The sequence below is a fragment of the Microcoleus sp. PH2017_08_TRC_O_A genome, from assembly GCF_020738665.1.
GTDB lineage: Bacteria > Cyanobacteriota > Cyanobacteriia > Cyanobacteriales > Microcoleaceae > Microcoleus.
Map to the genome: position 1 here is coordinate 5,086 of NZ_JAEQCE010000086.1, position 23,002 is coordinate 28,087.

General features: G+C 45.8%; 22 protein-coding genes. 11 read left to right on the forward strand and 11 right to left on the reverse strand.

What is annotated here, in order from left to right; genetic code table 11:
* Nucleotides 1-181: 181 nt before the first annotated feature.
* A complete protein-coding gene (gene ndk / locus JGK22_RS25740) occupies nucleotides 182-631 on the reverse strand; it encodes a nucleoside-diphosphate kinase (protein ID WP_293182203.1) in 450 nt (149 codons plus the stop codon).
* A gap of 644 nt (nucleotides 632-1,275) precedes the next feature.
* Between ndk and JGK22_RS25745 the strand changes: the two genes are divergently transcribed.
* On the forward strand, nucleotides 1,276-2,031 hold the full coding sequence (locus JGK22_RS25745; protein ID WP_293182201.1) for a hypothetical protein: 756 nt from the start codon (nucleotides 1,276-1,278) through the stop codon (nucleotides 2,029-2,031).
* A gap of 222 nt (nucleotides 2,032-2,253) precedes the next feature.
* Here JGK22_RS25745 and proB read toward each other — a convergent pair whose 3' ends face one another.
* The 9 genes from proB to JGK22_RS25790 all read right to left on the reverse strand — a co-directional run bounded on the left by proB (nucleotide 2,254) and on the right by JGK22_RS25790 (nucleotide 10,735).
* Nucleotides 2,254-3,363, reverse strand: a complete 1,110-nt coding sequence (gene proB, locus JGK22_RS25750; RefSeq protein WP_293207874.1) for a glutamate 5-kinase — start codon at nucleotides 3,361-3,363, stop codon at nucleotides 2,254-2,256.
* A gap of 67 nt (nucleotides 3,364-3,430) precedes the next feature.
* On the reverse strand, nucleotides 3,431-3,559 hold the full coding sequence (locus JGK22_RS25755; protein ID WP_293193200.1) for a hypothetical protein: 129 nt from the start codon (nucleotides 3,557-3,559) through the stop codon (nucleotides 3,431-3,433).
* A 230-nt stretch (nucleotides 3,560-3,789) separates the two neighbouring features.
* On the reverse strand, nucleotides 3,790-4,311 hold the full coding sequence (locus JGK22_RS25760) for a YqeG family HAD IIIA-type phosphatase (RefSeq protein WP_293182197.1): 522 nt from the start codon (nucleotides 4,309-4,311) through the stop codon (nucleotides 3,790-3,792).
* A 375-nt stretch (nucleotides 4,312-4,686) separates the two neighbouring features.
* Nucleotides 4,687-5,811 carry an endolytic transglycosylase MltG gene (gene mltG, locus JGK22_RS25765; RefSeq protein ID WP_293182195.1) on the reverse strand — a complete coding sequence of 375 codons (1,125 nt, stop codon included), beginning with the start codon at nucleotides 5,809-5,811 and terminating at the stop codon, nucleotides 4,687-4,689.
* Nucleotides 5,812-6,169: 358 nt separating this feature from the next.
* The gene (locus JGK22_RS25770) at nucleotides 6,170-6,745 is read right to left on the reverse strand and encodes a DUF3727 domain-containing protein (protein ID WP_293182193.1); all 576 of its coding nucleotides are present in this window, start codon (nucleotides 6,743-6,745) and stop codon (nucleotides 6,170-6,172) included.
* 29 nt (nucleotides 6,746-6,774) lie between these two features.
* A complete protein-coding gene (locus JGK22_RS25775) occupies nucleotides 6,775-7,017 on the reverse strand; it encodes a hypothetical protein (protein WP_293198981.1) in 243 nt (80 codons plus the stop codon).
* Between the two features lie 36 nt (nucleotides 7,018-7,053).
* Complete coding sequence (gene ruvX / locus JGK22_RS25780) at nucleotides 7,054-7,515, reverse strand: Holliday junction resolvase RuvX (protein ID WP_293193202.1); 462 nt, start codon at nucleotides 7,513-7,515, stop codon at nucleotides 7,054-7,056.
* 217 nt (nucleotides 7,516-7,732) lie between these two features.
* Nucleotides 7,733-9,052: a GNAT family N-acetyltransferase gene (locus JGK22_RS25785; RefSeq protein WP_293207871.1), complete on the reverse strand. Its 1,320-nt coding sequence runs from the start codon at nucleotides 9,050-9,052 to the stop codon at nucleotides 7,733-7,735.
* A 501-nt stretch (nucleotides 9,053-9,553) separates the two neighbouring features.
* Nucleotides 9,554-10,735 carry a F420-0:Gamma-glutamyl ligase gene (locus tag JGK22_RS25790; protein WP_293182186.1) on the reverse strand — a complete coding sequence of 394 codons (1,182 nt, stop codon included), beginning with the start codon at nucleotides 10,733-10,735 and terminating at the stop codon, nucleotides 9,554-9,556.
* A gap of 210 nt (nucleotides 10,736-10,945) precedes the next feature.
* On the opposite strand from JGK22_RS25790, the gene JGK22_RS25795 reads away from it, so the two are divergent.
* The 7 genes from JGK22_RS25795 (at nucleotide 10,946) to JGK22_RS25825 (ending at nucleotide 17,558) form a co-directional block, all read left to right on the forward strand.
* The gene (locus JGK22_RS25795) at nucleotides 10,946-11,362 is read left to right on the forward strand and encodes a XisH family protein (protein ID WP_293182184.1); all 417 of its coding nucleotides are present in this window, start codon (nucleotides 10,946-10,948) and stop codon (nucleotides 11,360-11,362) included.
* On the forward strand, nucleotides 11,350-11,691 hold the full coding sequence (locus JGK22_RS25800) for a XisI protein (protein WP_293314067.1): 342 nt from the start codon (nucleotides 11,350-11,352) through the stop codon (nucleotides 11,689-11,691). Before JGK22_RS25795 ends, JGK22_RS25800 begins: the two co-directional genes overlap by 13 nt.
* A gap of 72 nt (nucleotides 11,692-11,763) precedes the next feature.
* A complete protein-coding gene (locus JGK22_RS25805) occupies nucleotides 11,764-12,096 on the forward strand; it encodes a DUF433 domain-containing protein (protein ID WP_293142666.1) in 333 nt (110 codons plus the stop codon).
* Nucleotides 12,093-12,446, forward strand: coding sequence for a DUF5615 family PIN-like protein (locus JGK22_RS25810; protein ID WP_293142663.1), 354 nt, complete (start codon nucleotides 12,093-12,095; stop codon nucleotides 12,444-12,446). The genes JGK22_RS25805 and JGK22_RS25810 overlap by 4 nt, the downstream gene beginning before the upstream one ends.
* Before the next feature lie 122 nt (nucleotides 12,447-12,568).
* The gene (locus JGK22_RS25815) at nucleotides 12,569-13,015 is read left to right on the forward strand and encodes an SH3 domain-containing protein (RefSeq protein ID WP_293314069.1); all 447 of its coding nucleotides are present in this window, start codon (nucleotides 12,569-12,571) and stop codon (nucleotides 13,013-13,015) included.
* A 467-nt stretch (nucleotides 13,016-13,482) separates the two neighbouring features.
* Nucleotides 13,483-16,275, forward strand: coding sequence for a hybrid sensor histidine kinase/response regulator (locus JGK22_RS25820; protein WP_293314071.1), 2,793 nt, complete (start codon nucleotides 13,483-13,485; stop codon nucleotides 16,273-16,275).
* An 11-nt stretch (nucleotides 16,276-16,286) separates the two neighbouring features.
* Nucleotides 16,287-17,558 carry a response regulator gene (locus tag JGK22_RS25825; protein WP_293182174.1) on the forward strand — a complete coding sequence of 424 codons (1,272 nt, stop codon included), beginning with the start codon at nucleotides 16,287-16,289 and terminating at the stop codon, nucleotides 17,556-17,558.
* A gap of 284 nt (nucleotides 17,559-17,842) precedes the next feature.
* On the opposite strand, the gene JGK22_RS25830 is transcribed toward JGK22_RS25825, so the two are convergent.
* Nucleotides 17,843-18,586 (reverse strand): SIMPL domain-containing protein, encoded by a 744-nt coding sequence (locus JGK22_RS25830; protein WP_293314073.1) that lies wholly within the window; start codon nucleotides 18,584-18,586, stop codon nucleotides 17,843-17,845.
* 301 nt (nucleotides 18,587-18,887) lie between these two features.
* Between JGK22_RS25830 and JGK22_RS25835 the strand changes: the two genes are divergently transcribed.
* The 3 genes from JGK22_RS25835 to JGK22_RS25845 all read left to right on the forward strand — a co-directional run bounded on the left by JGK22_RS25835 (nucleotide 18,888) and on the right by JGK22_RS25845 (nucleotide 22,741).
* Nucleotides 18,888-19,271: a YkvA family protein gene (locus JGK22_RS25835; RefSeq protein ID WP_293193206.1), complete on the forward strand. Its 384-nt coding sequence runs from the start codon at nucleotides 18,888-18,890 to the stop codon at nucleotides 19,269-19,271.
* 302 nt (nucleotides 19,272-19,573) lie between these two features.
* A complete protein-coding gene (gene pcrA / locus JGK22_RS25840) occupies nucleotides 19,574-21,919 on the forward strand; it encodes a DNA helicase PcrA (protein WP_293225500.1) in 2,346 nt (781 codons plus the stop codon).
* Between the two features lie 216 nt (nucleotides 21,920-22,135).
* Nucleotides 22,136-22,741 (forward strand): hypothetical protein, encoded by a 606-nt coding sequence (locus JGK22_RS25845; RefSeq protein ID WP_293314075.1) that lies wholly within the window; start codon nucleotides 22,136-22,138, stop codon nucleotides 22,739-22,741.
* Nucleotides 22,742-23,002: the final 261 nt, after the last annotated feature.

The following is a 23,002-nucleotide window of genomic DNA, read 5'->3' on the forward strand; positions in this document are numbered from 1 at the left end:
TTAATTCTCTCGCTGCGTGGCGAGAAACCGGGTTTCTCCGACAATTTTCGGTGGATTACGAGAGATAAGGGAATCAACCCGGTTTCTGGGATTTGGGTGGTCAAAAAAAATATATAAATGCGACTTGATTATTATGAAAAATAAGAATATCTCCCGATTAACAATCGGGAGAACATCAAAACTACTCCACAGTCCAAGGACTCAAACAAGGAGTCCAAGCACTTAATTCTTCAGGTTTAAACCAGAGACTAATTTCCTGATTTGCAGTCTCGACAGCATCAGAACCGTGAATAATATTGCGGCCAACATTCACAGCCAAATCGCCGCGAATTGTTCCCGGTTCAGAATTCAGAGGATTTGTCGCGCCAATCATTTTTCTCGCCGACGCCACAACGCCGCCCCCTTCCCACACCATCGCCACCATCGGCCCGGAAGTGATGAAGTCTACCAGTCCCGCAAAAAACGGTCTTTCTTTGTGTACGGCGTAATGCTGTTCGGCTAGTTCGCGACTCGCCGTGATTAGCTTCATCCCAACTAGCGTAAAGCCTTTGGCTTCAAAACGACCGATAATTTCGCCGACGAGTCCGCGCTGTACGCCGTCGGGCTTAATCGCTAAAAAAGTCCGTTCCAAGATTAACTCCTATTGTTTTCTTAACCGATCCAAAAGACAGAGTAGCTCACAATGCACCTAAAGGCAATTCTGGGAAGAGCAAATTGTTATTTGTAGACTTACAGGACTCACGCATTAATTAGGTATTTCTGTCATGGCCAGCTACCCCTTGCGATCGCAAAATCTGTGTGTTTAATTGCAGGATCTATTTTTCATCGGTTCTGCTTAAGTCCTGACTTAGATCGTGTCAGTCTAAATACTTATCTGCGCTACGGTTGCAATAGCAGAGAAAAATAGTCTCAGACCCCTGCGATTGCTTCACTTCAATGCCTTACGTTCACAATGACATCTTTTCAACAGTTGACAGTTGACAGTTGACAGTTGACAGTTTGAGAGCCACCTCTACCTAGAAGTCCGAGGATTGGAGTAATGAATAGTCTGATTTTAATTTCTCCCGAGCAGGGAGAGGCTTTCAACTAATTCTTTCTGGTAATTTTCCATAATATGATGCAAATCACATTATTTTGTGACGGCAAACACGCTAAGTATACGATCTAAAATACACATATGTATGACAAGAAACACAATTACTTAGACTCACAAACATAGATAATTAATGCAGGGATCGAGATTATCTTGAGAACAGCCACTCCGAGGAAAAAGCTATGAAAGAGATTATGGCATTCATTGCACAAAAAAAAGATGAGTTTGCAAAATTGCCGTTATTTGAATTTCTAGCTAATAAACACATTCACCCGAATCAACGACTAATTTTTGCACCTGTACTCGATCCTTTGGCTATGGGCTTGAGTGATTTAAACAAGTACGTCCTCCGAGACTCTTCCAGCAATAACAAGGTTCAGGAACTGATTAACAAATATACTTACAAAGAAAACTACTACTGGTACGGGTATCTGCAACATCTAGAGACATTGGGTTTCAACAAATTAATGAGTTACGGGGACTTCAGGCTGCTTTGGGGTGAAGAAACTAAAAAAACTCGATCGCTCTGTTCGGTGCTGGAACGCTACGCTTGGAAAGCCTCTCCCATTCAGAAACTGGTGTTAGCCGAAGCCTTGGAAGGAACCGCCACAGTTTTTTGTGAGGCGGCGCTAGCAGTGATCGTGGAATTAGAGAAAATCAATAAAAAAGAATATATTTATTTGGGAGGAAGTTATGTTGGTTTGGAAAATCATCAAATTTTAAATACACCGGAGATGTTGCAAGTTTTAGCAGAGATAGAACTTTCTGATGCGGAACGCCAAGCAGCTTTAGAATTAGCACAAAATGTATTTGAACTATTTACAGAAGCGATGCACGAGCTATTTGGACACAGTACAACAAATTCTTGCAAAACTGTGCTGCAAGTATCCTCTATTTCTGCGTTCGATCGCACTCTTGACTGTTTAGACGTTTGTTAAGAAGACCGTTGAAACCGCGTCTATACAAGCACTCACCCCACGAGAGAAGACGCTCGCGAATGGAATTCGCGCCTGGGCGAATGGAATTCGCGCCTACACAAAGAAAACCCGCCTCCGCGGGTTGAAGAGCCGGCAGTTAAAATTATGTTACCTTCTTCAGTCCGCGGAGGCGGACATCGTTTGTGTAGATGCGAATTCCATTCGTACGTCTTATTTTAATAATTAAACAATCACTAAGTTATCTCGGTGTACTGCGGTTTCTACGCCTGCATAACCTAAAATCTCAGCAATTTTATCTGATTTGCACCCTTTGATTTGTCTCAACTCTAAGCTGCTATAATTGACAAGTCCCCTCGCAATTTGTTTGCCTTCTCCGTCGCACAACTGCACGGAATCATCAGCTTGAAATTCTCCTTCTACTTGAGCAATTCCCGCAGCTAACAGCGATTTTCCGCCGTGGGAAATTGCCTTGACAGCACCCGGATCTAAATAGAGTTTTCCGGCTGGAATTAAGACGTTGGCTATCCAGTGTTTTCTAGCGTTTACTGGGCGCGGTTGCGGCTCGAATTGAGTGCCGATCGCCTCGCCGTTCAATATTTTCTCAATATTACCAGGAAAGCAGCCGTTGGTGATGACTGTGCGTACTCCTGATGCTGTGGCGATTCTGGCGGCTTCAATTTTTGTCACCATTCCGCCGGTTCCCCAACCGCTGCGCGAATCTCCTGTTTGTACGTCCAATGCTGTGAGTTGTGCCATACTTTCTACTAGGGCGATCGGCTGTGCGTCGGGATTGCTGCGCGGATCTGCTGAATACAGCCGATCGACATCGGTGAGCACAAACAACCAATCTGCTTCTACCAAACTCGCTACTAGCGCCGAAAGCGTGTCGTTATCGCCAAATTTGAGCTCGTCTACCGCTACAGTATCGTTCTCATTGACGATCGGAATTACGCCCAACCGGAGCAGTTGCTGAAACGTATTGTAGGCGTTAACATACCCGTTGCGCTGTACTAAATCGCCCCTGGTGAGCAATACTTGGGCGATCGGCTGTTGTAGAGTAGTGAACAAGTCATCGTAAACGCGCATCAGCCGCCCTTGTCCGACGGCGGCCACAGCCTGCTTCAGAGCGATATTTCGTGGGCGTTCCGTCAAGCCCAAGCGCGCGCAGCCCACTCCCACCGCACCGGAAGAAACCAACACTACTCGATGGCCTTGTTGCTGCAAACCGGCCAAAATCTCGACTAATGTAGCAATAGTTGAGAGAGCTAAGTTCCCGGTAGTCGATCGAGTAAGTGTCGAAGTTCCTATTTTAACAACAATAGTTTGAGTCATCGGTTATTAGTTATTAGTTATTAGTTATTAGTTATTAGTTATATTATCTGCGATCGCACGCCCGCAATCAAATTGATTTGTAGTGAAAAATGCAAGTCTTCATAGGAAGCATCTCAGTTTTGCATTTGTAGTGCTGTTTGCGATCGCGATCGTTGTATAATTGGCGATCGGGGACAGCACTAATATCAACTGACAACTGTCAACTGCCAACTGTCAACGGGAGCATCTCATTTTCGCAAAAATATTTTTTTTTACAGTGCGAGCGTCCCCGCTCGCGTGCTTTGTAAAGCACGCGAGCGGGACAGCACTACTACAAATGCAAAACTGAGATGCACCAACTGTCAACTGCCAACTGCCAACTGCCAATTGCCAACTGCCAACTGTCAACTGTCAACTGTCAACTGTCAACTGTCAACTGTCAACTGACTACTTTCTGCTATCAAGAGAAGCACCCAAAGCTTGAGACACCCAAACTTCAAAAGAACGCACCGGATACTTGCGAAGCGCATACCCAGCATCAACCATTGGCTCAACTAAAATAGTAAACATACCCAAACGATTGCCGGCCAAAACATCAGTAAAAAGTCGATCGCCCACCATCGCCACCTGTTCCACCGGCAAATTCATCGCCGTCACCGCTTTTCGCAACTTGCGCCGCGACGGCTTAGCCGCACCAGTGATGTAAGGTAGATTCAAAGACTCAGCAATTCGACCGATCCGAGTCTGACTTAAATTATTGCTCGCCAACCACAGCGATACTATAGGTTTAATTTCTGCCACCCACAGGCTGAGTTCCTCAGAAGCATTCATTGCTGTAATGGGAACGAGAGTTTCATCCACATCCAACACTAATCCTTTAATATGATATTTCTCAAGAATATCAGCCGTTAAATTTACGACCGAATTGCCTAGAACTAAGTCTGGCTGTAGTAGTTTTCCCCAAGTCATAATGATTTTAGATTTTAGATTTTAGATTTTAGATTGAGAAATAAGAAGCGGGAAGTTAAACATTCAAAAAGTCAAAAGTAAAAAGTCAATAATTATGGCTTTTGCTTTGTAATATCGTTTTCGTTTGCATCCGAATCAGCATTTTCGGAGTGTAGTGCTGTCCCGCTTGCTCATGAGAAGCCTCAAACGCTCGGTATAATTCCGATGTAGCCGAATCCAATATAACTTTTGACTTTTTACTTTTAGCGGTTCTCAAGCGTGGTGAGGTATGCCCACGGAGGCTGCCCTATGCCCTATGCCCTATGCCCTATGCCCTATGCCCATGAGTACCTCATATGAAAGCTCGAAAGGCTATATGTATTAGTCCTTGGCCATCTATTGACCCGATCGCACTTTCTGGTCAACTTGAGCCACAGCAGCATCGTGTTCCGCCTGAGTGCGGCTGAAAATGTGAGTGCCGTCGTATCGAGCCATAAAATACAGGTATTCTGTATTTTCAGGAGCCAGAGTCGCTTCCAGACTTGCGATTCCCGGAGCTGCGATAGGAGTTGGTGGCAGCCCTACATTCATATAGGTATTGTAGGGAGAAGGCGTTTCCACCTGCTTAAAAGTCAGAGGTTTCTCCTTGGTTTGTCTGATGCCGAGGGCGTATTCCACCGTCGGATCGGAACCCAATTTCATCCCCTTATTCAAGCGACTGGTAAATACCCCAGAAATGCGATGGCGTTCGGAAGCAACCACAGCTTCTTTTTCTACAATACTCGCCAGCGTCACCCATTCTTTCAAAGAAAGCTTAGTATTGTTCTGATTTTTTTGAAAGACCGGTAAAGCTATCCGCTCGAAACGGCCGAGCATTTGTTTGATCACAGCTTCCGGGCTGACTGCATCGCCGTCTAACTGATAGGTATCCGGGTACAAAAACCCTTCCAAATGAGGCAAGCCACTGGGTAGCCAAGGGTAATCAGCGTAGGGAACTTGACTCGCCGCCGCCATAAAATCCTTAGCCGGAAAAAAACCTTGGGCTTCAAAATAAGTGCTCATTTGTTGCAATGACCACCCTTCGGGAATCGTGAAACTCTGCTGTACGACTTCACCTTTCCAAATTTTTTCAGCAACCGCACTCAGAGGCTGAGTCGGTGAGAGTTGGTAAGTTCCGGCTTTAAAACCTCCGTCGCGGTTTTGCATAGTCAGCCAGCGGGCCCACATATTCCATGCTCCTGCCGATCGAATTAAGCCCGCCGCTTCCAAATCCTGCCCGATTTTTTGACTGGAAGTACCGGGGGGGATTTGAATCGAAACAGCAGCATCCTTGGACGGGGGAGTTGACTCGGCGGCTGTTTTAGGAGGGGCAGAAGCCCAGCTCCACCAAGCCCAGCCCTGCCAAGCGCCAACTCCCCAAATTGCAGGCAGCAACGCCAGATAAAACAACCATTTAGAGACTTTCGGGGATTTTTTTTGGCCCTCGCGCGCGCTGCCTTTGGTCAGTTGTTCTTTACTCATAATCCGTTGTCCTCGATAAGCGGCGATTAAGTAGCGACTAATGAGTGATGACCTGCGATTGATGACCGAAAAGTTACGGATACCAGCCCTTGAAAATATGCCCTTCACGCTGCCCAATTCTATAGCCCGAGCTGACAGGAAGGCGGAATCAGGGAAAAAGTTCGATCGACCTAGCAGTTGACTTTTGTCTAAAATAGTCAAATATTCTGCTTTTTGCCCTCATGCCTTCTGCAATTAGAGATTGCAGGTCGATCGAGTATACATCATCAACCCGAAGCGGGCGGCCACTCTTGACACCGCCCCTACTCTAAACCAGTTTCTTTGCACTTCACAAGCCCAGCAAAACTGAACTCAATATCTAATCAAGCTCATCAAAGAACTGATCTTCTAGCATCGGCAACATCGGTTCCAGCCTTTGGAACTCTTCTTCCGAGAGCAATTCAGGCTTGCCGTCATCATTCATTCGAGCCAAGATAAAAAACGGGTCTAGAGGTGTATAAATGGCATATTCCTGCTCTTCGTGATAGAAGCTGGTCAACCACATTAGTTCCTCGAACTCTGACTCCTCATCGGGATCGGCATTAGGCTCCAAATCCTCGTCAGGAAATTCCGGCAATTCACCAACTACAGTCAGTGTCACCGCCGTGCGCCGGAGTGTCAAGTTCTGCTCTTGCAGGACAACTTTAGCAGTATCAAAAATTGTGTCTATTTCGGTCTCGTCTTCTACAGGAATTGCTGCTTCGTCGGTATCGTCTCCGTGCCAAGTAAAAATTTCTACAGGAGAGTCGATCGGCAACAGCAAGGCGTATTCTTGACCTTCTAGGTTCATCGAATATTCTATGTTGCAAGTTAGCGATCGCCCAAATTCATCCGTCAGGGTGACGGACGTTTCGTGGGAATTACCATTCTCTTTGCGGTATGGGGATGAGGACATCGCGTGTATCTTAATTTTCCGTCAATAATTCAGTAATCTTTGCTTGACAATTGGGGATTTTCGTGGCGATATTGGGCCTCTTCGGGCGATCGCCAGTCCACAAACTTAAACCGCGAGACTCGCGGCATTTTCCACAGGCGAGGAGTGCAGCGTTTAAATCTCAGCCGAGTCCAGAGCGACACTGAGGACAAATCACAGTTATGTGCTGCTTCAGTACCGAGGTTCTGGGGATTTTTCTCCCATGTGTCAACGCTTACAGGTGTGCGTAGCAAACTTGCACAACTAGGATATCACGCCTCTGTTACTACCTATGAGGATTGGGAATGGCGCTCTTGCTTTTGTCTGCGCTCGTCTAGCCACTGCTGCAAAATCAAGGCCGCTGCTTTGCGATCGATCAAACCCTTATGGCGCGACGGGGACATCCCTTGGGCTTGGATCAGTTCCTCGGCGCCCACAGAAGTCAGGCGCTCGTCGGCGTATTCTAGGGGGAGTTCTAAGGCGGTGGCGATGCGAGTGGCGTATTTCTGGACTTTTCGGGCTTGAGTGCCCACTTCTCCGTTGAGGGAGTAGGGCAGGCCAGCCACCAAAATTTGCACTCTTCGCTCTTCCACGAGTTCTCTGAGACAAGCTACATCTCGATCGAAGGACGATCGTACCAGAGTAGTAATCCCCGTAGCGATTAAACCAGTGCCGTCACATCCGGCGATGCCGACTCGTTTGCTGCCGATATCTAATCCGAGGGCTGAAATCCATAATTTTTCGTTGAACATCAATCAATTTTAGATTTTAGATTTTAGATTTTAGATTTATTTGTTTCTGAGCCGGATATTTTTTTACGAACCGCGAAGACGCGAATAACGCGAAGGAAGAAGGGAAGAAGTTGGGTTTTTTCGGTTTGTAGTGAGGACTTTAGTCCGCATAAATAAGAGGACTAAAGTCCTCACTACAAACCCTTAATTTAGCCGACATTATATCAGAAATTAAGTTCTACTCTGGGGCGTCGCCGTCGATCGGCAATTCCGGCAAATTCAGAGGCAAAATGCTGCTAGCATCTGTTGCTCCAGATTCAGGATTTTGGCTGTTCAAAGGGTTAACTTGATTAGCTTGATTTTTTCCGGAGTCCAACAAAAAGGGCTTAATCTCAGACGACGCGGGCCCTGTTGTGGCTTCTCCAGCCATCGGGCCGAGCCAGGACATCCTACCCGGTACGGGTTTGCGAGTTGGCTGGAAGCTTTGCAGCATTTCTGATAGCTGGAGTCCTTCGAGGGAGACTAACTTGGACTCGCGCAATTTGTGCCACACCGATCGCGACATCAGCAAGCTGTGTTCCAAACGCACGGCTCCAAATTGCTCTAAATAAGCTTCCCGTTCCGGCTGATAGTCGGCGGAAGCCAGTTGCAGGCTTTGGACTGGGAAATCTTGAACGAGGCGCGCCATTTGGGATAGCAGTTCGGGGTACAACCAAGTGTAGGCCGGGTGCACTGTCAGTTGGGCGACGTGCGGCTGTTGGCCGTTGCGGGATAGCTGTATCTGAAAATAGCCGATCGCAGCTTTGCGCTGCGGTTCAAATACGTAGGCGCTGACTACCTCTGTTTTGCTCAGCCACTGTTTGACACCTTCAAATAAGGCGCCGAAGAAACTGGTTTTGAAGTCTTGAATGTGCCGATCGAATACTTGACGTACTAACGGCGGCATAGACGCGGTATCGAGTTGATATAAAAATTGAGCGTCAGCGTTGCTTACGGGCAGCAGGTTGGGCAAATCTGGCGTCGCGGAGGCCATTTCTTGGAGGCGTTCCGGGGCGATCGACCAATAAGTCATCTGGGCCAACGGCTGAAACCCGTTCTGGCGGTACAAGGCCAGGGAAGTTTTATCGCCGACATTCACCTCCAGCAGCCAGGTGCGTGCCTCCCAGACTGCCTCGAAGCAGTACCGCATCAGCATCGAACCAATGCCTTTGCTGCGGGCTTCTGGGTCTACCCCGACGCGATCGATCCGCCAAGTGCTGCGGGTGCGGTTGAAAGGAGAAATCTGAATTATGCCCTTAACTGTCCCCTCTTCTTCGGCAACATGGGCTCGAAACAGCGACTGACCAGGGTTGGGAAACAAGCTAAACAGCTTTAGCAGCCCGTACCAGCGACGAATCTGCTGAAACTTTTTACCTAGTACCAAGTCGCAGCTTGCGCCCTTGCGTTTTTCTGGTTGTTCGGCTGTTTCCACGCACAATTGTTCCATCGCCTCGATGTCGCGGTACTGAAACGGGCGAATCACAACCTGGTTTTGGTTTTGGGAGGGAAATGAAGTCATATAGAAATTCTCAAGTGGTTAGTGGTTATTTGTTATTTGTTATTTGTTATTGGTTATTGGTTATTGGTTAGTGGTTATTGGTTATTGGTTATTGGTTATTGATGTCAACTTAATGTCAAACGTACTGCTGGTCTTCTGTTTACCGCTGAGGCCAGATCCCCCCTAGCCCCCCTTAAGAAGGGGGGGACAGGAGCATTCTCAAAGTCCCCCTTCTTAAGGGGGATTTAGGGGGATCTGGCCTCAGCGGTAAACAACATATACAAAGGCTTTTAGCTTTAACTTGACAGGCTTTGGTTGGCGAGTCACTCACGAAAGTTGAGAACCGTAATAGCACGAAACTGGACAAGAAAATTAAAAAATCAAATATCTTTAAGAAAGGGGAAGAGTTACGGAAGTTTTGAGTTCTCAACTTATAACTTTTAATTCTTCACCCTTTCTCGATCGATCTAAAATTAAAAATTTCAAATCATTAGTTTGATTTTTTAATTTTCAGTCTTCAACTCAAGATTTCTGTGGTAGAGGTCGAATTAACACAACCGGTGTTCGCTCGTCAGCATTCCCGGCGGGGTTGCTGCGTAACGCTTGCTCTAAAAATGTTACCGATAAATCGGAGGTCGCTGCTAATATCTTAACTGCTTTTAAGTCATTAGCGTCTACGATCGCCGCCGCAAGTCCAGTTTCTCGTTGAATTTCCTCTACAACTTGCTGGGGATTGTCCGGGCCAAGCACGATAAATTGGTCGAAGGGAGGCAAAGTTCCCGTAACATCGTCAATCAGTCTGGCTTGTTCCCCTGCAAGTTGGTAAAAGACTCCCGGTTTACCGAATATTTTAGCTATAGAGCCGATCGCAAATGCGGCCACTACACGCCAAGGCCCAACTACATCAACCAATGTCTGCATTCCGCAAGCGGTGGCCAAACTCGACATCGGCAAGAAAAACAAGCAGACTCGCTTGGCTACCCATCCGGGTTTGACTTCACTGGGATGGCGGTAGCGTCCCTGCATCAAGGCTAAGGGAGTTTCGGCGAGGGCGACAATATCACCTTTGTTGGCGCGCGGTAACACGTAACGCTTGACAATTTCGACGGGATTGTCGAGTTCGGCGAGGATGTGGGTGCGAATTGGGAAGACTTCTGCAACGCCGACATTGCGGGCTGTGGGTACGGTGTCCGAGTTGGGAAATTGCAGCGGGACTACTACGTTGCGGACTCTGGGGATGCGCCCGCTTGGGCCGTAGGTGATGAAATGTATTTGCACCCAAGCTGACTGCAATTTGTTTAAATCTTGCCCTTGAATGTCTACGGAAACTTTAATTTTCGTGTTTTTTTGGGCTTTAACAATATAGCCGAACCAGTAATCGTCTGCTCTTGCTTCTGCGTCTTCGTGACCAGGAATGACTTTTGTCTGGGAAGTCACGCCGTCTAAACTTCCGTCTGACAGCAGTTTCACCTGTGCCCGCACATCTGGCAACATAATCTCGAACCGCTGTGTCAGATTGCGGAATTCCATTTCGCCAACCAAAAGATAGCGGTTGGGTTCGTTTATGGCTAAGTGCCATTCTCCGGCTGTAAGTTCTAGTTTATTTGCACTCCCAGTCCGGCGATAGTTCAACTCTAGGCCCAATCCGCCCAATGCCAGCAGCGAACCGGCTGCTGCGATTCCTGTTGCTAAAGTCTCAATCACTCAAATCACCGCCAATAATATTTTGTGTTTACTGTAGTCGATCTCGGGTACTTCGAGATCCGATCCGGCAGTAATTGCATTTGCTGGGTTTGCTGGGGGGATGCCAGTTAGTAAATTTTGCTGTCAGCGGTTTGGATGTTGGCGGGCTGTGGGGATGGGATGTGCGATCGGTTGAGTTAAGATTTGAAATATCAAATTACTGAATTCGCGATGCCAGCTAAAGATATCTACCATGATGCCGTCAAGCAAGCGCTGATTAAAGATGGCTGGTTGATTGTAGCCGAAAACTATATGCTGGAATATGGTGGTGATAAACTTTATCCTGATATTGCCGCCGAAAAGTCGATAGCAGCAGAACAGCAAGGACGAAAAATTATTGTTGAGGTGAAGAGTTTTTTAGGCCGCTCTTTCATCAACGATCTAGAAAATGCAGTTGGTCAATATATCATTTATCGTAATGTTTTACAAGCCCAAAAATCTGAGTACGAATTGTATTTAGCGGTCGCAACTAGGGTTTATAAGGATGGTTTTCAAAAGAAACTCGCCCAATTAATTGTTGAAACTAATCGGGTGAAATTGCTAACTTTTGACACTGAAGAGGAGGTAATTGAGCGATGGATAAATTAGAGTATTATCGTCATTTGATTCGGAAAATTTTAACTGAATATTACGAATTGGGGTCAAAATCGACCAATTCAAAGCTAGAAAATGTGCTGGTTTTTGACGAGGAACACGACAATTATTTATTGATGGTAATGGGTTGGCAGGGGGAAGAACGGATTAAGGTCAATACTATTCACGTGCGATTGCGGGATGGCAAAATTTGGATTGAGGAGGATTGGACAGAAGATGGGGTGGTGACAGATTTTTTGCAGGCTGGGGTTTCGCGGGAAGAGATTGTTTTGGCGTTTCATCCACCGCATTTACGGCAATATACAGAGTTTGCGATCGCTTAAGAAAGGCGATCGCCAATCTAACTATCTCATCTAATTCGTTTAAAATCTAGATAAAAAGCAGCGATGATCCCTATGACACTAGCCATCAGTCCAACAAAGCAGTATATCGAACAACGCAACGGAGGGTATTGGATTCAAGGAACTCGCATTTCCTTCGATTCAGTCGTTTATTCCTTCTTGAATGGAGAAGCACCCGAAAGCATTGCCCAAAATTTTCCACTTCTTTCGCTAGAACAGGTTTATGGTGCGATCGCCTTTTATCTTGCCAACCGAGAAATCGTTGATGCGTACTTAGAAGAAGGTGAAGCAGAATTTAAGGAATTGCAACAGTCTTTGAGACAAAAAAGTCCACTTCTGTACCAACAATTGATAACTGCTCAAAATCGGAAAAAAGGCGCATTATGATGAAAGTTCGATTTCAGGCAGATGCCGATCTAAAGCAAGCAATTGTAGCTGGCACCATCCGCAGAGAAGCAGATATAGATTTTAAGTCAGCCAACGCAGCAGGATTTGAAGGCAAGAAAGACGAGGAAGTTTTGGCAATTACAGCGCGAGATGGCAGAGTTCTTGTAACGCACGATCGCAAGACTATGCCGATCGAGTTTGGTGAGTTCATACTGTCGCAAAACAGTTCAGGAGTTCTGATTATTTCTCAAAATCTCCCAATTAGCGAGGCTATTGATGCACTCATCTTAGTCTGGGAAGCTTCTAACGCCGAGGAGTGGGTCAATCAGATAATGTCTATTCCATTATGAGGAACGCTCGTTTGTGGCAGTGAGGTACCGGATTGGATATGCGTGCGATCGCGCTTGGGATGCAGCTCCCGGGCGATCGCACTTGAGCTAAAATGTAGAATATCAAATTACCTCGCCTCGCGATGCCAGTTCAAGATATCTACCACGATGCACTCAAGCAAGCTCTGATTGTCGCTCATCTTCAACTCATGAAACCTGTAAAAATTTGCGTTTTCGTATTTGTAGAAATCGCCACTCTCACTATCTTCGCTCCACAAATCACTAAAAGCGTCAGCGCTCAATCTATCACAGACAAAAGCTGCGTTGCCGATATTGTAGGTGAAGATATTGGCTCACAAGTTAATATCAGATCGGGTGCGGGAAGCATTTTTAGCGTTGTAGGCACTGTATCGGTAGGAAATCTAGTCATTGTCGCTAATGATGACCAAAATAAAAGTGCTGTCGTATCTCCACTCAGTCGCAAAGATAGTGAAGGAAATGTCTGGTATTTGACGACAAGATTGAGAGCAAGTGAGTACAAAGGTTGGATCAAAGCAGACTTTTTGAAACTCAGATGTCCTAATCCCTAGGTGTGGCGCTCAAAAAGAGGAGGCACTCTGCACGGACTTTCTCTTTTATTTTACTTTAAATATGCGATCGCCCAAACAACTCTCGATCGCACTTATCCGATTCTATGTACTTAAGTATTTGCCACCAAACTTCAAGTATAAATTAGGCACAACTCCTACGAGAATCCCCTGATATTTATTTACCAGGACAGTGCGAACAACACCTCAACAACGCCCTTACCTCATTAACCTCGTTTCTCCGAGGAACTTAGAGAAACTTCTAGAAGTGCTGCTGTGCGGGCGAGGTATTAAATTCATTGTGAAAAATATTAGCTTAAACCATTTTTGGGTTAATATCGATACATAACCACAAATTAGGTGATACTCAAATAAAGGCGATCGCCCGATCGATGTCTATAAAAAAACAGCTTGCCTAAGTGTAGTCGAGCAAAAAGAATATCCGCATCGCTGCAATAGCGAATTGTCATATGCCATCATCCCAGGCTTCAATCTTTAACAAACTCATAGGTAGCGCCCCGCTGCGAGCTGTTTTGATTGTCCCCTTCGTGTTACAAATCATGGGGGCGGTCGGCATTGTTGGCTACTTATCTTTTCGCAACGGACAGAAAGCAGTCAACGATTTGGCATCTCAACTGCGGACTGAAGTCAGCAGCCGCATTGACCAGCATCTGGACAGCCAACTCGACACAGCACGCCACCTTGCTCAAGTTAATGGTGATGCCTTCGATGTGGGATTGCTCGATCCCAAAGATTTAGATAATATGGCTCGTTTTTTCTGGAAACAGATGCAATTGTTTAATGTCGGCTACATCAGCTTTGGCGCTCCAGGAGGCGAGTATGCGGGTGCTGGATATCAAACAGATCAAAATATTATTTCTGGCATCAGCAATCCAAAGCAACGTGGCAATCGAGATCATTACTTTTACAATACAGATAGTCAGGGCAATCCCACTAAGCTTGCTGAGATATTTAAAAATTTTGAGTTCGAGAAAGAACCGTGGTACTCAAACACGGTTAAAGCTGGAAAACAGACATGGGTTTTATATCAGTGGACAACCACGCCTTATCCTCTGTCTGTTTCTGCAAACAGACCGATTTATGACAAGAACAATCAACTAATTGGTGTCATAGTCATCGACCAGCGTCTTTCGGAAATTAGCGATTTTTTGCGTAAATTGAAAGTCAGTAAATCGGGCAAAACGTTTATTTTGGAACGCAGCGGGCTAATTGTTGCGAGTTCCAGCACCGAGCAACCTTTTAAATTGATTGATGGCAAGCCTAAACGGTTAAACGCATCAGAAAGTAGCGATGTGCTGATCCGATCGACATCTCAATATTTAGTTAAGCATTTTGGCGATCTCAACAAGATTAAAGATAATCAACAGCTTGATTTCTTGCTGAATAAAGAACACCAGTTTGTCCAAATTTTACCCTGGAAAGATGAGTGGGGATTGGATTGGTTGGTAGTTGTGGCGGTTCCTGAATCGGATTTCATGGGGCAAATTAATGCTAATACTCGCACTACGATTCTATTTTGTATCGGCGCCTTAATTGTGGCTACGGTTGTGGGTTTTTACACTTCCCGCCTGATTGCTGGGCCGATCGCACTATTGAGCCAAGCATCACAGGATTTCGCCTCTGGGAAGTTCGATCGCACTGTGGAAGTCTCCGGTAAGAATGAACTGGGCGTGCTTTCGGAATCCTTCAACGACATGGCGCAGCAACTGCGCGACTCTTTTACAGCCCTAGAAAATACCAACCTCGAACTCGAACATCGCGTCGAAGAACGCACCGTAGAACTCAAAATTGCCAAAGAAATGGCAGACGGCGCCAACCGCGCCAAAAGCGAATTTTTGGCTAACATGAGCCACGAATTGCGAACTCCCCTCAACGGCATTTTAGGCTACGCACAAATTCTCCAGCGCAGCGAACCGATGACGCAAAAAGGACGCAGCGGTGTTGATATCATTTATCAGTGCGGTTCGCACCTGCTAACGCTGATTAATGATGTCTTGGATTTGTCGAAAATTGAAGCCCGGAAACTCGAATTGCATCCCACAGCTTTTCACCTACCTTCATTCATCCAAGGTGTTGCGGAAATCTGCATGATTCGCGCCCAGGAAAAGGCAATTACCTTTGATTTGCAGATTGATTCGCAACTCCCGACAGGGGTTTGCGGTGATGAAAAACGTTTGCGCCAAGTGCTGCTAAATTTGCTGGGAAATGCAACTAAGTTTACGGAAAAAGGCGGAGTGGTTTTTCAGGTTGATGTGATTAAAGATGCTGAGTTTTCCGATTCAAGTTCTCAGTTAAATTTAAATCAAAAAATATATAAAATTCGCTTTACAGTTGAAGATACAGGCCCGGGAATGACCGCAGTACAAGTTAAGAAAATATTCTTGCCTTTTGAGCAAGTAGGTGATGTGAAAAAACAATCGGAAGGTACTGGATTGGGACTTGGGATCAGTCAAAAGATTGTGGGCTTAATGCAGAGTGAAATTGCGATCGACAGTCGTGCAGGAGTTGGCAGTATTTTTTCCTTTGAAGTGTCACTCCCGGAGGCGCAAAATTGGGCTGATAGTTCGAGAATCGTCGAACAGGGCGCTGTTTTGGGTTACTTGGGTGAAAAACGCAAAATTCTGGTGGTGGATGACAGGTGGGAAAATCGGGCTGTGCTGGTGAACTTGCTAGAACCGATCGGCTTTAAGATGATTGAAGCGGCTGATGGTAAGGAAGGACTCGATATCGCTTTAGCCACCAAACCCGATTTAATCCTCACCGATTTAGCGATGCCGGTGATGGACGGATTCGAGTTTTTGCACCAAATCCGCACTCATCCTCAACTGCGAGATGCGATCGTGCTAGTGTCGTCTGCAAGCGTGTTTGAGATCGATCGCCAAAAGAGCCTGGATGCAGGCGGAAATGATTTTTTGCCAAAACCAGTACAAGCAGATGTATTGCTAGGCTTACTTCAAAAATATTTGCAATTGGACTGGGTATATGACGACACAGTAACTGCGCGTAAAAAAGCGCAAAATGCGATGCCAAATGAAATGCAGATTCCGGCGATCGAGATTTTACAGTTATTAGATGAACAAGCTCAATCTGGCGATTTAGATGCGGTAATCGAGATTGCCGAGGAAATCCAAACAGCGAATCCAGAACACGCGATTTTTGCCCAAAAAATACTCGTTTTGGCAGAAGGTTTTCAAGTCAAAGAGCTGCGGGCATTGATTCAAGAACATTTATCAAAAGTTTAAGGGGGAAAATCATGCTTGAGTCTGATAAAAAATTTATTTTGATAGTAGATGACAGTGCCACCAATTTGTCTGTGCTGTCGCAAGCCTTAAAAACAGCAGGCTACAAAGTGCGGGTAGCCGTGGACGGAGAATCGGCGCTCGTTATGCTAGAAAAATGTCCGGTCAATCCGGCAAAAAACTTTTTTCCAGAACTAATTTTGCTAGATGTGCAAATGCCGGGAATCGACGGCTTTGAAACCTGTCGCCGAATTAAAGAGAACCAGCTAACAAAGGCAATTCCAGTCATTTTTATGACTGCTTTAGCAGATGCCGAAAGTAAGATGAAAGGATTGTCATTAGGTGCGGTGGATTACATCACAAAACCTTTTGAACAAGACGAAGTAATTGCGAGAGTTAACATTCACTGGCGGCTCAAAGAGTTGACCGACAATCTGGAACAGCAAGTTACAGAACGCACTTGCGCTTTACAAAAAGCCCAAGTCAAGGTAGTGCAGCAAGAAAAACTGTCCGCCCTGGGACAACTCGTGGCGGGAGTCGCCCATGAAATTAACAACCCGCTGAGTTTTATGGTCAGCAACATTGCGCCTGCAAAGGAATATCTTACTGAGATTACAGAACTTCTTAGCCTTTATCAAAAATATTATCCTGAACCTCCATCAGATATCGCTAGCAAGATTGAAGACATAGATTTGGAGTTTGTGATCGAGGATTTTTCTCACTTGTTAGATTCCATGGAAGTAGGCACTGAGCGCATTAAAGATATTTCGCTGTCGCTGCGAAACTTTGCTCGTTCGGATGGAGATACTGTGAGCGCGATTGAGCTGCACCAAACTCTAGATAGTACGCTGTTGCTGTTAAAACACCGACTCAAGGATCAAGGATGTCGCCCCGCCATTGAAGTTATCCAAAACTACGGTGAATTGCCCCTAATTAAATGCTATCCCGGCCCGATGAACCAAGTGTTTATGAATTTGCTGGCAAATGCGATTGATGCTGTGGAAGAGGCTTGGGAAAAAGACCAGCGTCCTCTGAATATTACGATTAGTACGGAAGTTTTGCGCGAAAGTGCGATCGTCCGAATTGCGGATAACGGGTTGGGAATGACGGAGGAGATTCAACAACATTTGTTTGAACCTTTGTTTACCACGAAAGCGGTTGGTAAGGGCACGGGGCTGGGATTGTCGATCGCTAAGCAGATTGTGAGTGATAAGCACGGCGGTCAATTGTTCTGCAAGTCTATCGCCGGGAAAGGTACTGAATTTGCGATCGAACTTCCTATTTAATTTTATAGAAGAAGGAAGAAGGAAGAAGGAAGAAGGAAGAAGGAAGAAGGAAAGCAATGGTTTCAGCTATTAATAACTTCCTAACTGTGTCGGCTTGAAATCAAAGCCGATGATATCGGAATTATAGCCGAGTGCGAGCGTTCCCAATCGCGATCGATCGCGAGAGTGCGAGCAATTATTCTGAACCCTTACGAGGGATTATTCTGAACGCGAGCGGGGGGTTATTCTGAACGCGAGCGGGGGGTTATTCTGAACGCGAGCGGGGACGCTCGCACTGCACAACATCAATAGCTAATTTGCAAAGTCACAGAAGCATTTACCTGCTGTTCCCCTCCTATCACCGGTGTTGGAAGAGCAATATCACCAGCAGCACGAACACCACCAAAATTCTGGTACACAGGAGGCGGTGCGGAAGCACCGTTGACTTGAATGCTGAGAATTTCTCCCCGCTTGAAGTTGAGCGCGTTTAAGACTGCATCTGCTTGCGATTGAGCGTCTTGAGTTGCTTTTTTGAGTGCTTGTTTTTGAGCTTGGGCGATCGCACTTTCAGTAGCTACAAAACTCACACCTTGAATTCGGGTTGCTCCGGCGCTCACTGCATCGTCTAGCAAAGTGCCGGCAGATTGAGTATTGATGCGAAAACTAACGGTATTCGTAGCAGTATACCCTATTAAGCGCTGTTGGTTGTTTTCGTAGCTGTAATTCGGGTTGAGGGTGATACCGGCGGTTTCGAGTTTTTCCACTTGGCGCGATCGCAGCAATTCTACCACAGCGGACGATCGCTTTGCCGCTTCCTGCTGCACCTCGGCCGCCGTTTTTCCCTGCACCTCAACCCCCAAATACACGAAAGTTTGAGTTGTCGGAATCGCTTCCACACCTCGCCCAGTAACCGTTAGCGTTCTGATCCGCTGTTCTTGAGCCTGTACCGGATCTAATCTCACAAAACTAACGAGAGTTAAGGTTAAACATAACGCTGTTAGCAGACTGCGGAAATTGATTCTAGTATTGCGTTGCAAATTTGAATTCATAAACTCGATGCTCCTCACATACAACAGATGATATACTTGACCTTCGCACTGGAATTGCTAAAGATTCAGCCTGTTACGTTTTTAGCAACTAAAAATTTTAGTCATTAGTCATTAGTCATTAGTCATTGGTGCATCTGGGTTTGGCAAATATATCTGTAGGGGCGAAGCATGACCGCAGTGAATATGAAATTATAACTAATAACTTATATGCGGTCATGCTTCGCCCTCTTCAAAACCCAGATGCACCCTTGGTCATTAGTCATTAATCATTGGTTATTAGTCATCAGTCATTATTTTTTATATGCAATCCTTAAAACAAGCTGCCCGCCAACTCAAAAAAGAGACTTACGCTGTTTATTTAGCCAGTACAGACCAAAGAGTACCTTGGTACGCCAGAGTTTTAGCAGGTGTTACAGTTGCGTATGCTTTTAGCCCGATCGACTTAATTCCCGACTTCATCCCAATTCTCGGCTACTTGGACGATTTAATAATTGTACCATTAGGAATTTGGTTGGTAATCAAGATGATTCCGCCACAAGTTTTAGCCGAGTGTCGGGAAAAAGCAGCCGCGGAAATAGAGCGAGGAAAACCGATAAATAGGACAGCCACTGCTGTAATTATTGCCATCTGGATTAGCTTGGGAATATTAGCTGCTATTTTGCTGAAACAAATATTGAAACGTTAGAATACCCGGCGGTTGAAACCGCGGCTATACAGACAAAACCCGAGCTCAGAGGGGTTGAAGAATAAGCAGTGAAAATTATCTTATTTTATTCAGTCCGCGAAGGCGGACATGGTTTGTGTAGACGCGGTTTCAACCGCCGTCTTATGGCGGACATCGTTTGTGTAGGCGCGGTTTCAACCGTGCGTCCGATATTCATGATATTATATTGTAGGGCGATCGCGCCTGACCTTAAAAAAACTCCCCGTATCAAACACTAAGTATTATTTATCCCTTAAAAAAATCCCAGAACTAACTATCCAACTATGACTCAAACTACCGATCACCTCAGCCACCTCAACCCATCCCAGCGCCAAGCAGTCGTCCATTACAACGGGCCGCTGTTAGTAGTAGCAGGCGCCGGTTCCGGGAAAACCCGGGCTCTAACTTACCGCGTAGCTAACTTAGTTCGCACCAACCGAGTCGATCCTGAAAATATTCTAGCGGTGACATTTACCAATAAAGCCGCTAGGGAGATGAAAGAAAGAATTGAGAAATTGCTGGCGACTCAGCAAGCTGAAGCGGAATATGGCAAACCTTTGGCAGATTTAGCGCCGGAAATACAGACGAAATTGCGATCGCAAATTTACCACAGAATTACCAAACAGATTTGGATGGGGACTTTCCACTCTCTGTGCGGCCGAATTCTCCGCTACGACATTGAGAAATATCAAGACGAAAAAGGCCGCCAGTGGAAGAAGAATTTTTCGATTTTTGACGAGTCAGATGCTCAAACTCTCGTCAAACAAATCGTTACCAAAGTCCTCAACCTCGATGATAAGAAATTTGACCCGCGCAAAGTTCGCTACGTCATCAGCAATGCTAAAAATAAAGGTTGGTCACCTCAAGAATTCCTCGCCGCCGAACCGGATTACAGAGGGCGCGTAATTGCCGATGTTTACAGTCGCTACCAAGATGCTTTAGCAGCTAACAACGGCTTAGATTTTGACGATTTAATTCTCGTTCCAGTTAAACTATTATCCCAAAATGAGCAAGTATTAAATTATTGGCATAGAAAGTTTTGCCATATTTTAGTAGACGAATACCAAGATACTAACCGCACTCAATACGATTTGATTCGGATGTTAGTCACGAATAACGTTGACCCGAAACAGTTTGATAAATGGCAAAATCGCTCAATCTTTGTCGTGGGTGATGTCGATCAATCAATTTACAGTTTTCGGATGGCAGATTATACTATCTTGCTGGAATTTCAAGAAGATTTTGGCGATGGTTTGTCGGACGAGAAGACTCAGACAATGGTAAAATTAGAGGAGAATTATCGATCGCGCGAAAACATCCTCGAACTCGCCAACCACTTGATAGAACACAATACCGAACGCATTGATAAGGTTCTGCGCCCGACTCGCGAACCCGGAGCTCCGGTTGTGGTGTGGCGCGCTGACAACGAAATAGATGAAGCGCAATTTGTAGCTGGTCAAATTCAAACGCTGAAGCGCCAAAACTCCGAATACGAACACGGTAGCAACTTTGCAATTCTCTACCGCACAAACGCTCAATCTCGCTCCTTTGAAGAAGCGTTAATGTACTTAGATATTCCCTACAATATTGTCGGCGGTCTGAAGTTTTACGATCGCAAAGAAATCAAAGATATCTTAGCATACCTGCGAACGATCGCCAATCCCGACGATAGCGTCAGCCTCAAACGCATCATCAACACTCCCCGCCGCGGCATTGGCGACACCACATTTGGTAAAATCGAAGAGGCTGCAACCCAGTTGGGGATACCGTTGTGGGAAATCCTCAGCGATGAGTCTTCTGTAAATACTCTCGCAGGGCGATCGGCAAAAGCGATCGTTAAGTTTGCCCAAATGATCGGTAATTGGCAACAAAAACTTGAAACTACGTCCGCGTCACAAATTGTCCAAGGAATTATCGAAGATTCCGGTTACATTGACGATTTGAAAAACCAAGGAACCGAAGAAGCCGAAAATCGGATCGAAAACGTTCGAGAATTGTACAATGCGGTGATCCAATTTGAAGAACAAAACGAAGAACCGACCCTCACATCATTTTTAGCAAAAGCATCTTTAGCATCCGATTTAGATGACTTGAAAGAAGACGATTCCCGCGTATCGCTGATGACGCTGCACTCAGCCAAAGGGTTAGAATTTCCCGTAGTCTTTCTCGTCGGAATGGAACAGGGTTTATTTCCCAATTTCCGCAGTTTAGATGACCCAAAGGCGATCGAAGAAGAACGCCGTTTGTGCTACGTCGGCATCACTCGCGCCCAGGAATTGCTATTTCTCACTCACACTCGCGAACGCCGCCTCTGGGGAGGATACCGCGAACACTGCACGCCTTCGCTATTTTTGGGAGAATTGCCAACACATTTGTTGGCTGGAACTACGAAGAAAACTAAGACTGGTAAAACGGCTGGATCCCAGGGAAAAACTAATAATTCAGCAGCCCATTCTGGGAGTTCTCCATCAGAGTGGAAAGCTGGGGAACGAGTTTTTCATCATGCTTTTGGAGTCGGAGAAATTACCCACGTTTTGGGAGTGGGCGATAAAACTAATCTGGCAATTAAGTTTACAGGTTTGGGGCGGAAAATCATCGATCCGAGGACGGCGAAGTTGCAGCGAGTGTGATAGAAAATTCGTGTCGGCGGGTTGAAGAAGACCCGGCGGTTGAAACCGCGTCTATACAGGCAAAACCCGCCTCCGCGGGTTGAAGAATGGACGGTAAAAATGCGATAAAAATTACGTTTTTGTCTTCAGTCCGCGGAGGCGGACATCGTTTGTGTAGACGCGGTTTCAACCGCCGGATTTTCTAAGTAAAAAGCAGAAATCAAAACATAAACTCTTATGTCTTACAGTCAATTTACAACGATCGGCAAAGTTAAAGAAGCCTTCAATCTCACAGTAGTGGAAGGAATCAGATTTTTGCCGGAAATTGAGCCGATCGCACCTGCAACAGCCTTGCAGACCATGCTGGAGACAAATTTGCCTTGGGCGATCGCCACCAGCACCGAAAAAGCCCGTTCTGAAGCCATTATCAACCCTGTCTTGCTGGAAGTTCGCAGGATTCTCAACCAACAAATCAGCGTGTTTTCGGGTGAGGAATTCAATGTCGATGCTGCTGTTGGACTTACAGGAGTCTGCGATTTTCTGATCAGTCGTTCCCCCGAACAATTAGACATTGAAGCCCCAGCCATTGTGATGGTAGAAGCTAAAAAAGGAGATTTGAAAGTAGGTTTGGGGCAGTGTATTGCGGAAATGGTGGCGGCCCAGAGGTTTAATGAAGCGAAAGGGCGATCGATCTCAGCCATCTACGGTAGCGTTTCCAGCGGCACAGCTTGGCGGTTTCTCAAGCTAGAAGGGCAAATAGTGACGATCGATCTTAGCGACTATCCCCTACCTCCCGTCGATCGAATATTGGGATTTTTAGTGTGGATAGTACGCCAAAATTAGCATCATATCAAATCTGCTTTTCTCTGAACAGGCAAGATGCCTGTTCCACAAAGAGTGAATTTTTTTGTGGAACAGGCATCTTGCCTGTTGCTAAAAGACTTATTAAGAATGATACAACATCTTATATCTTATTCGTCGGCAATTTCAACCATTACTAAGGATCGCGAATTAAATAACTTACAATTTTAATTATTGTGGGATGGGCGTCCCGCCCGTCCAGAAAAGACGGGCGGGACGCCCATCCCACAAATATGTGTAAAT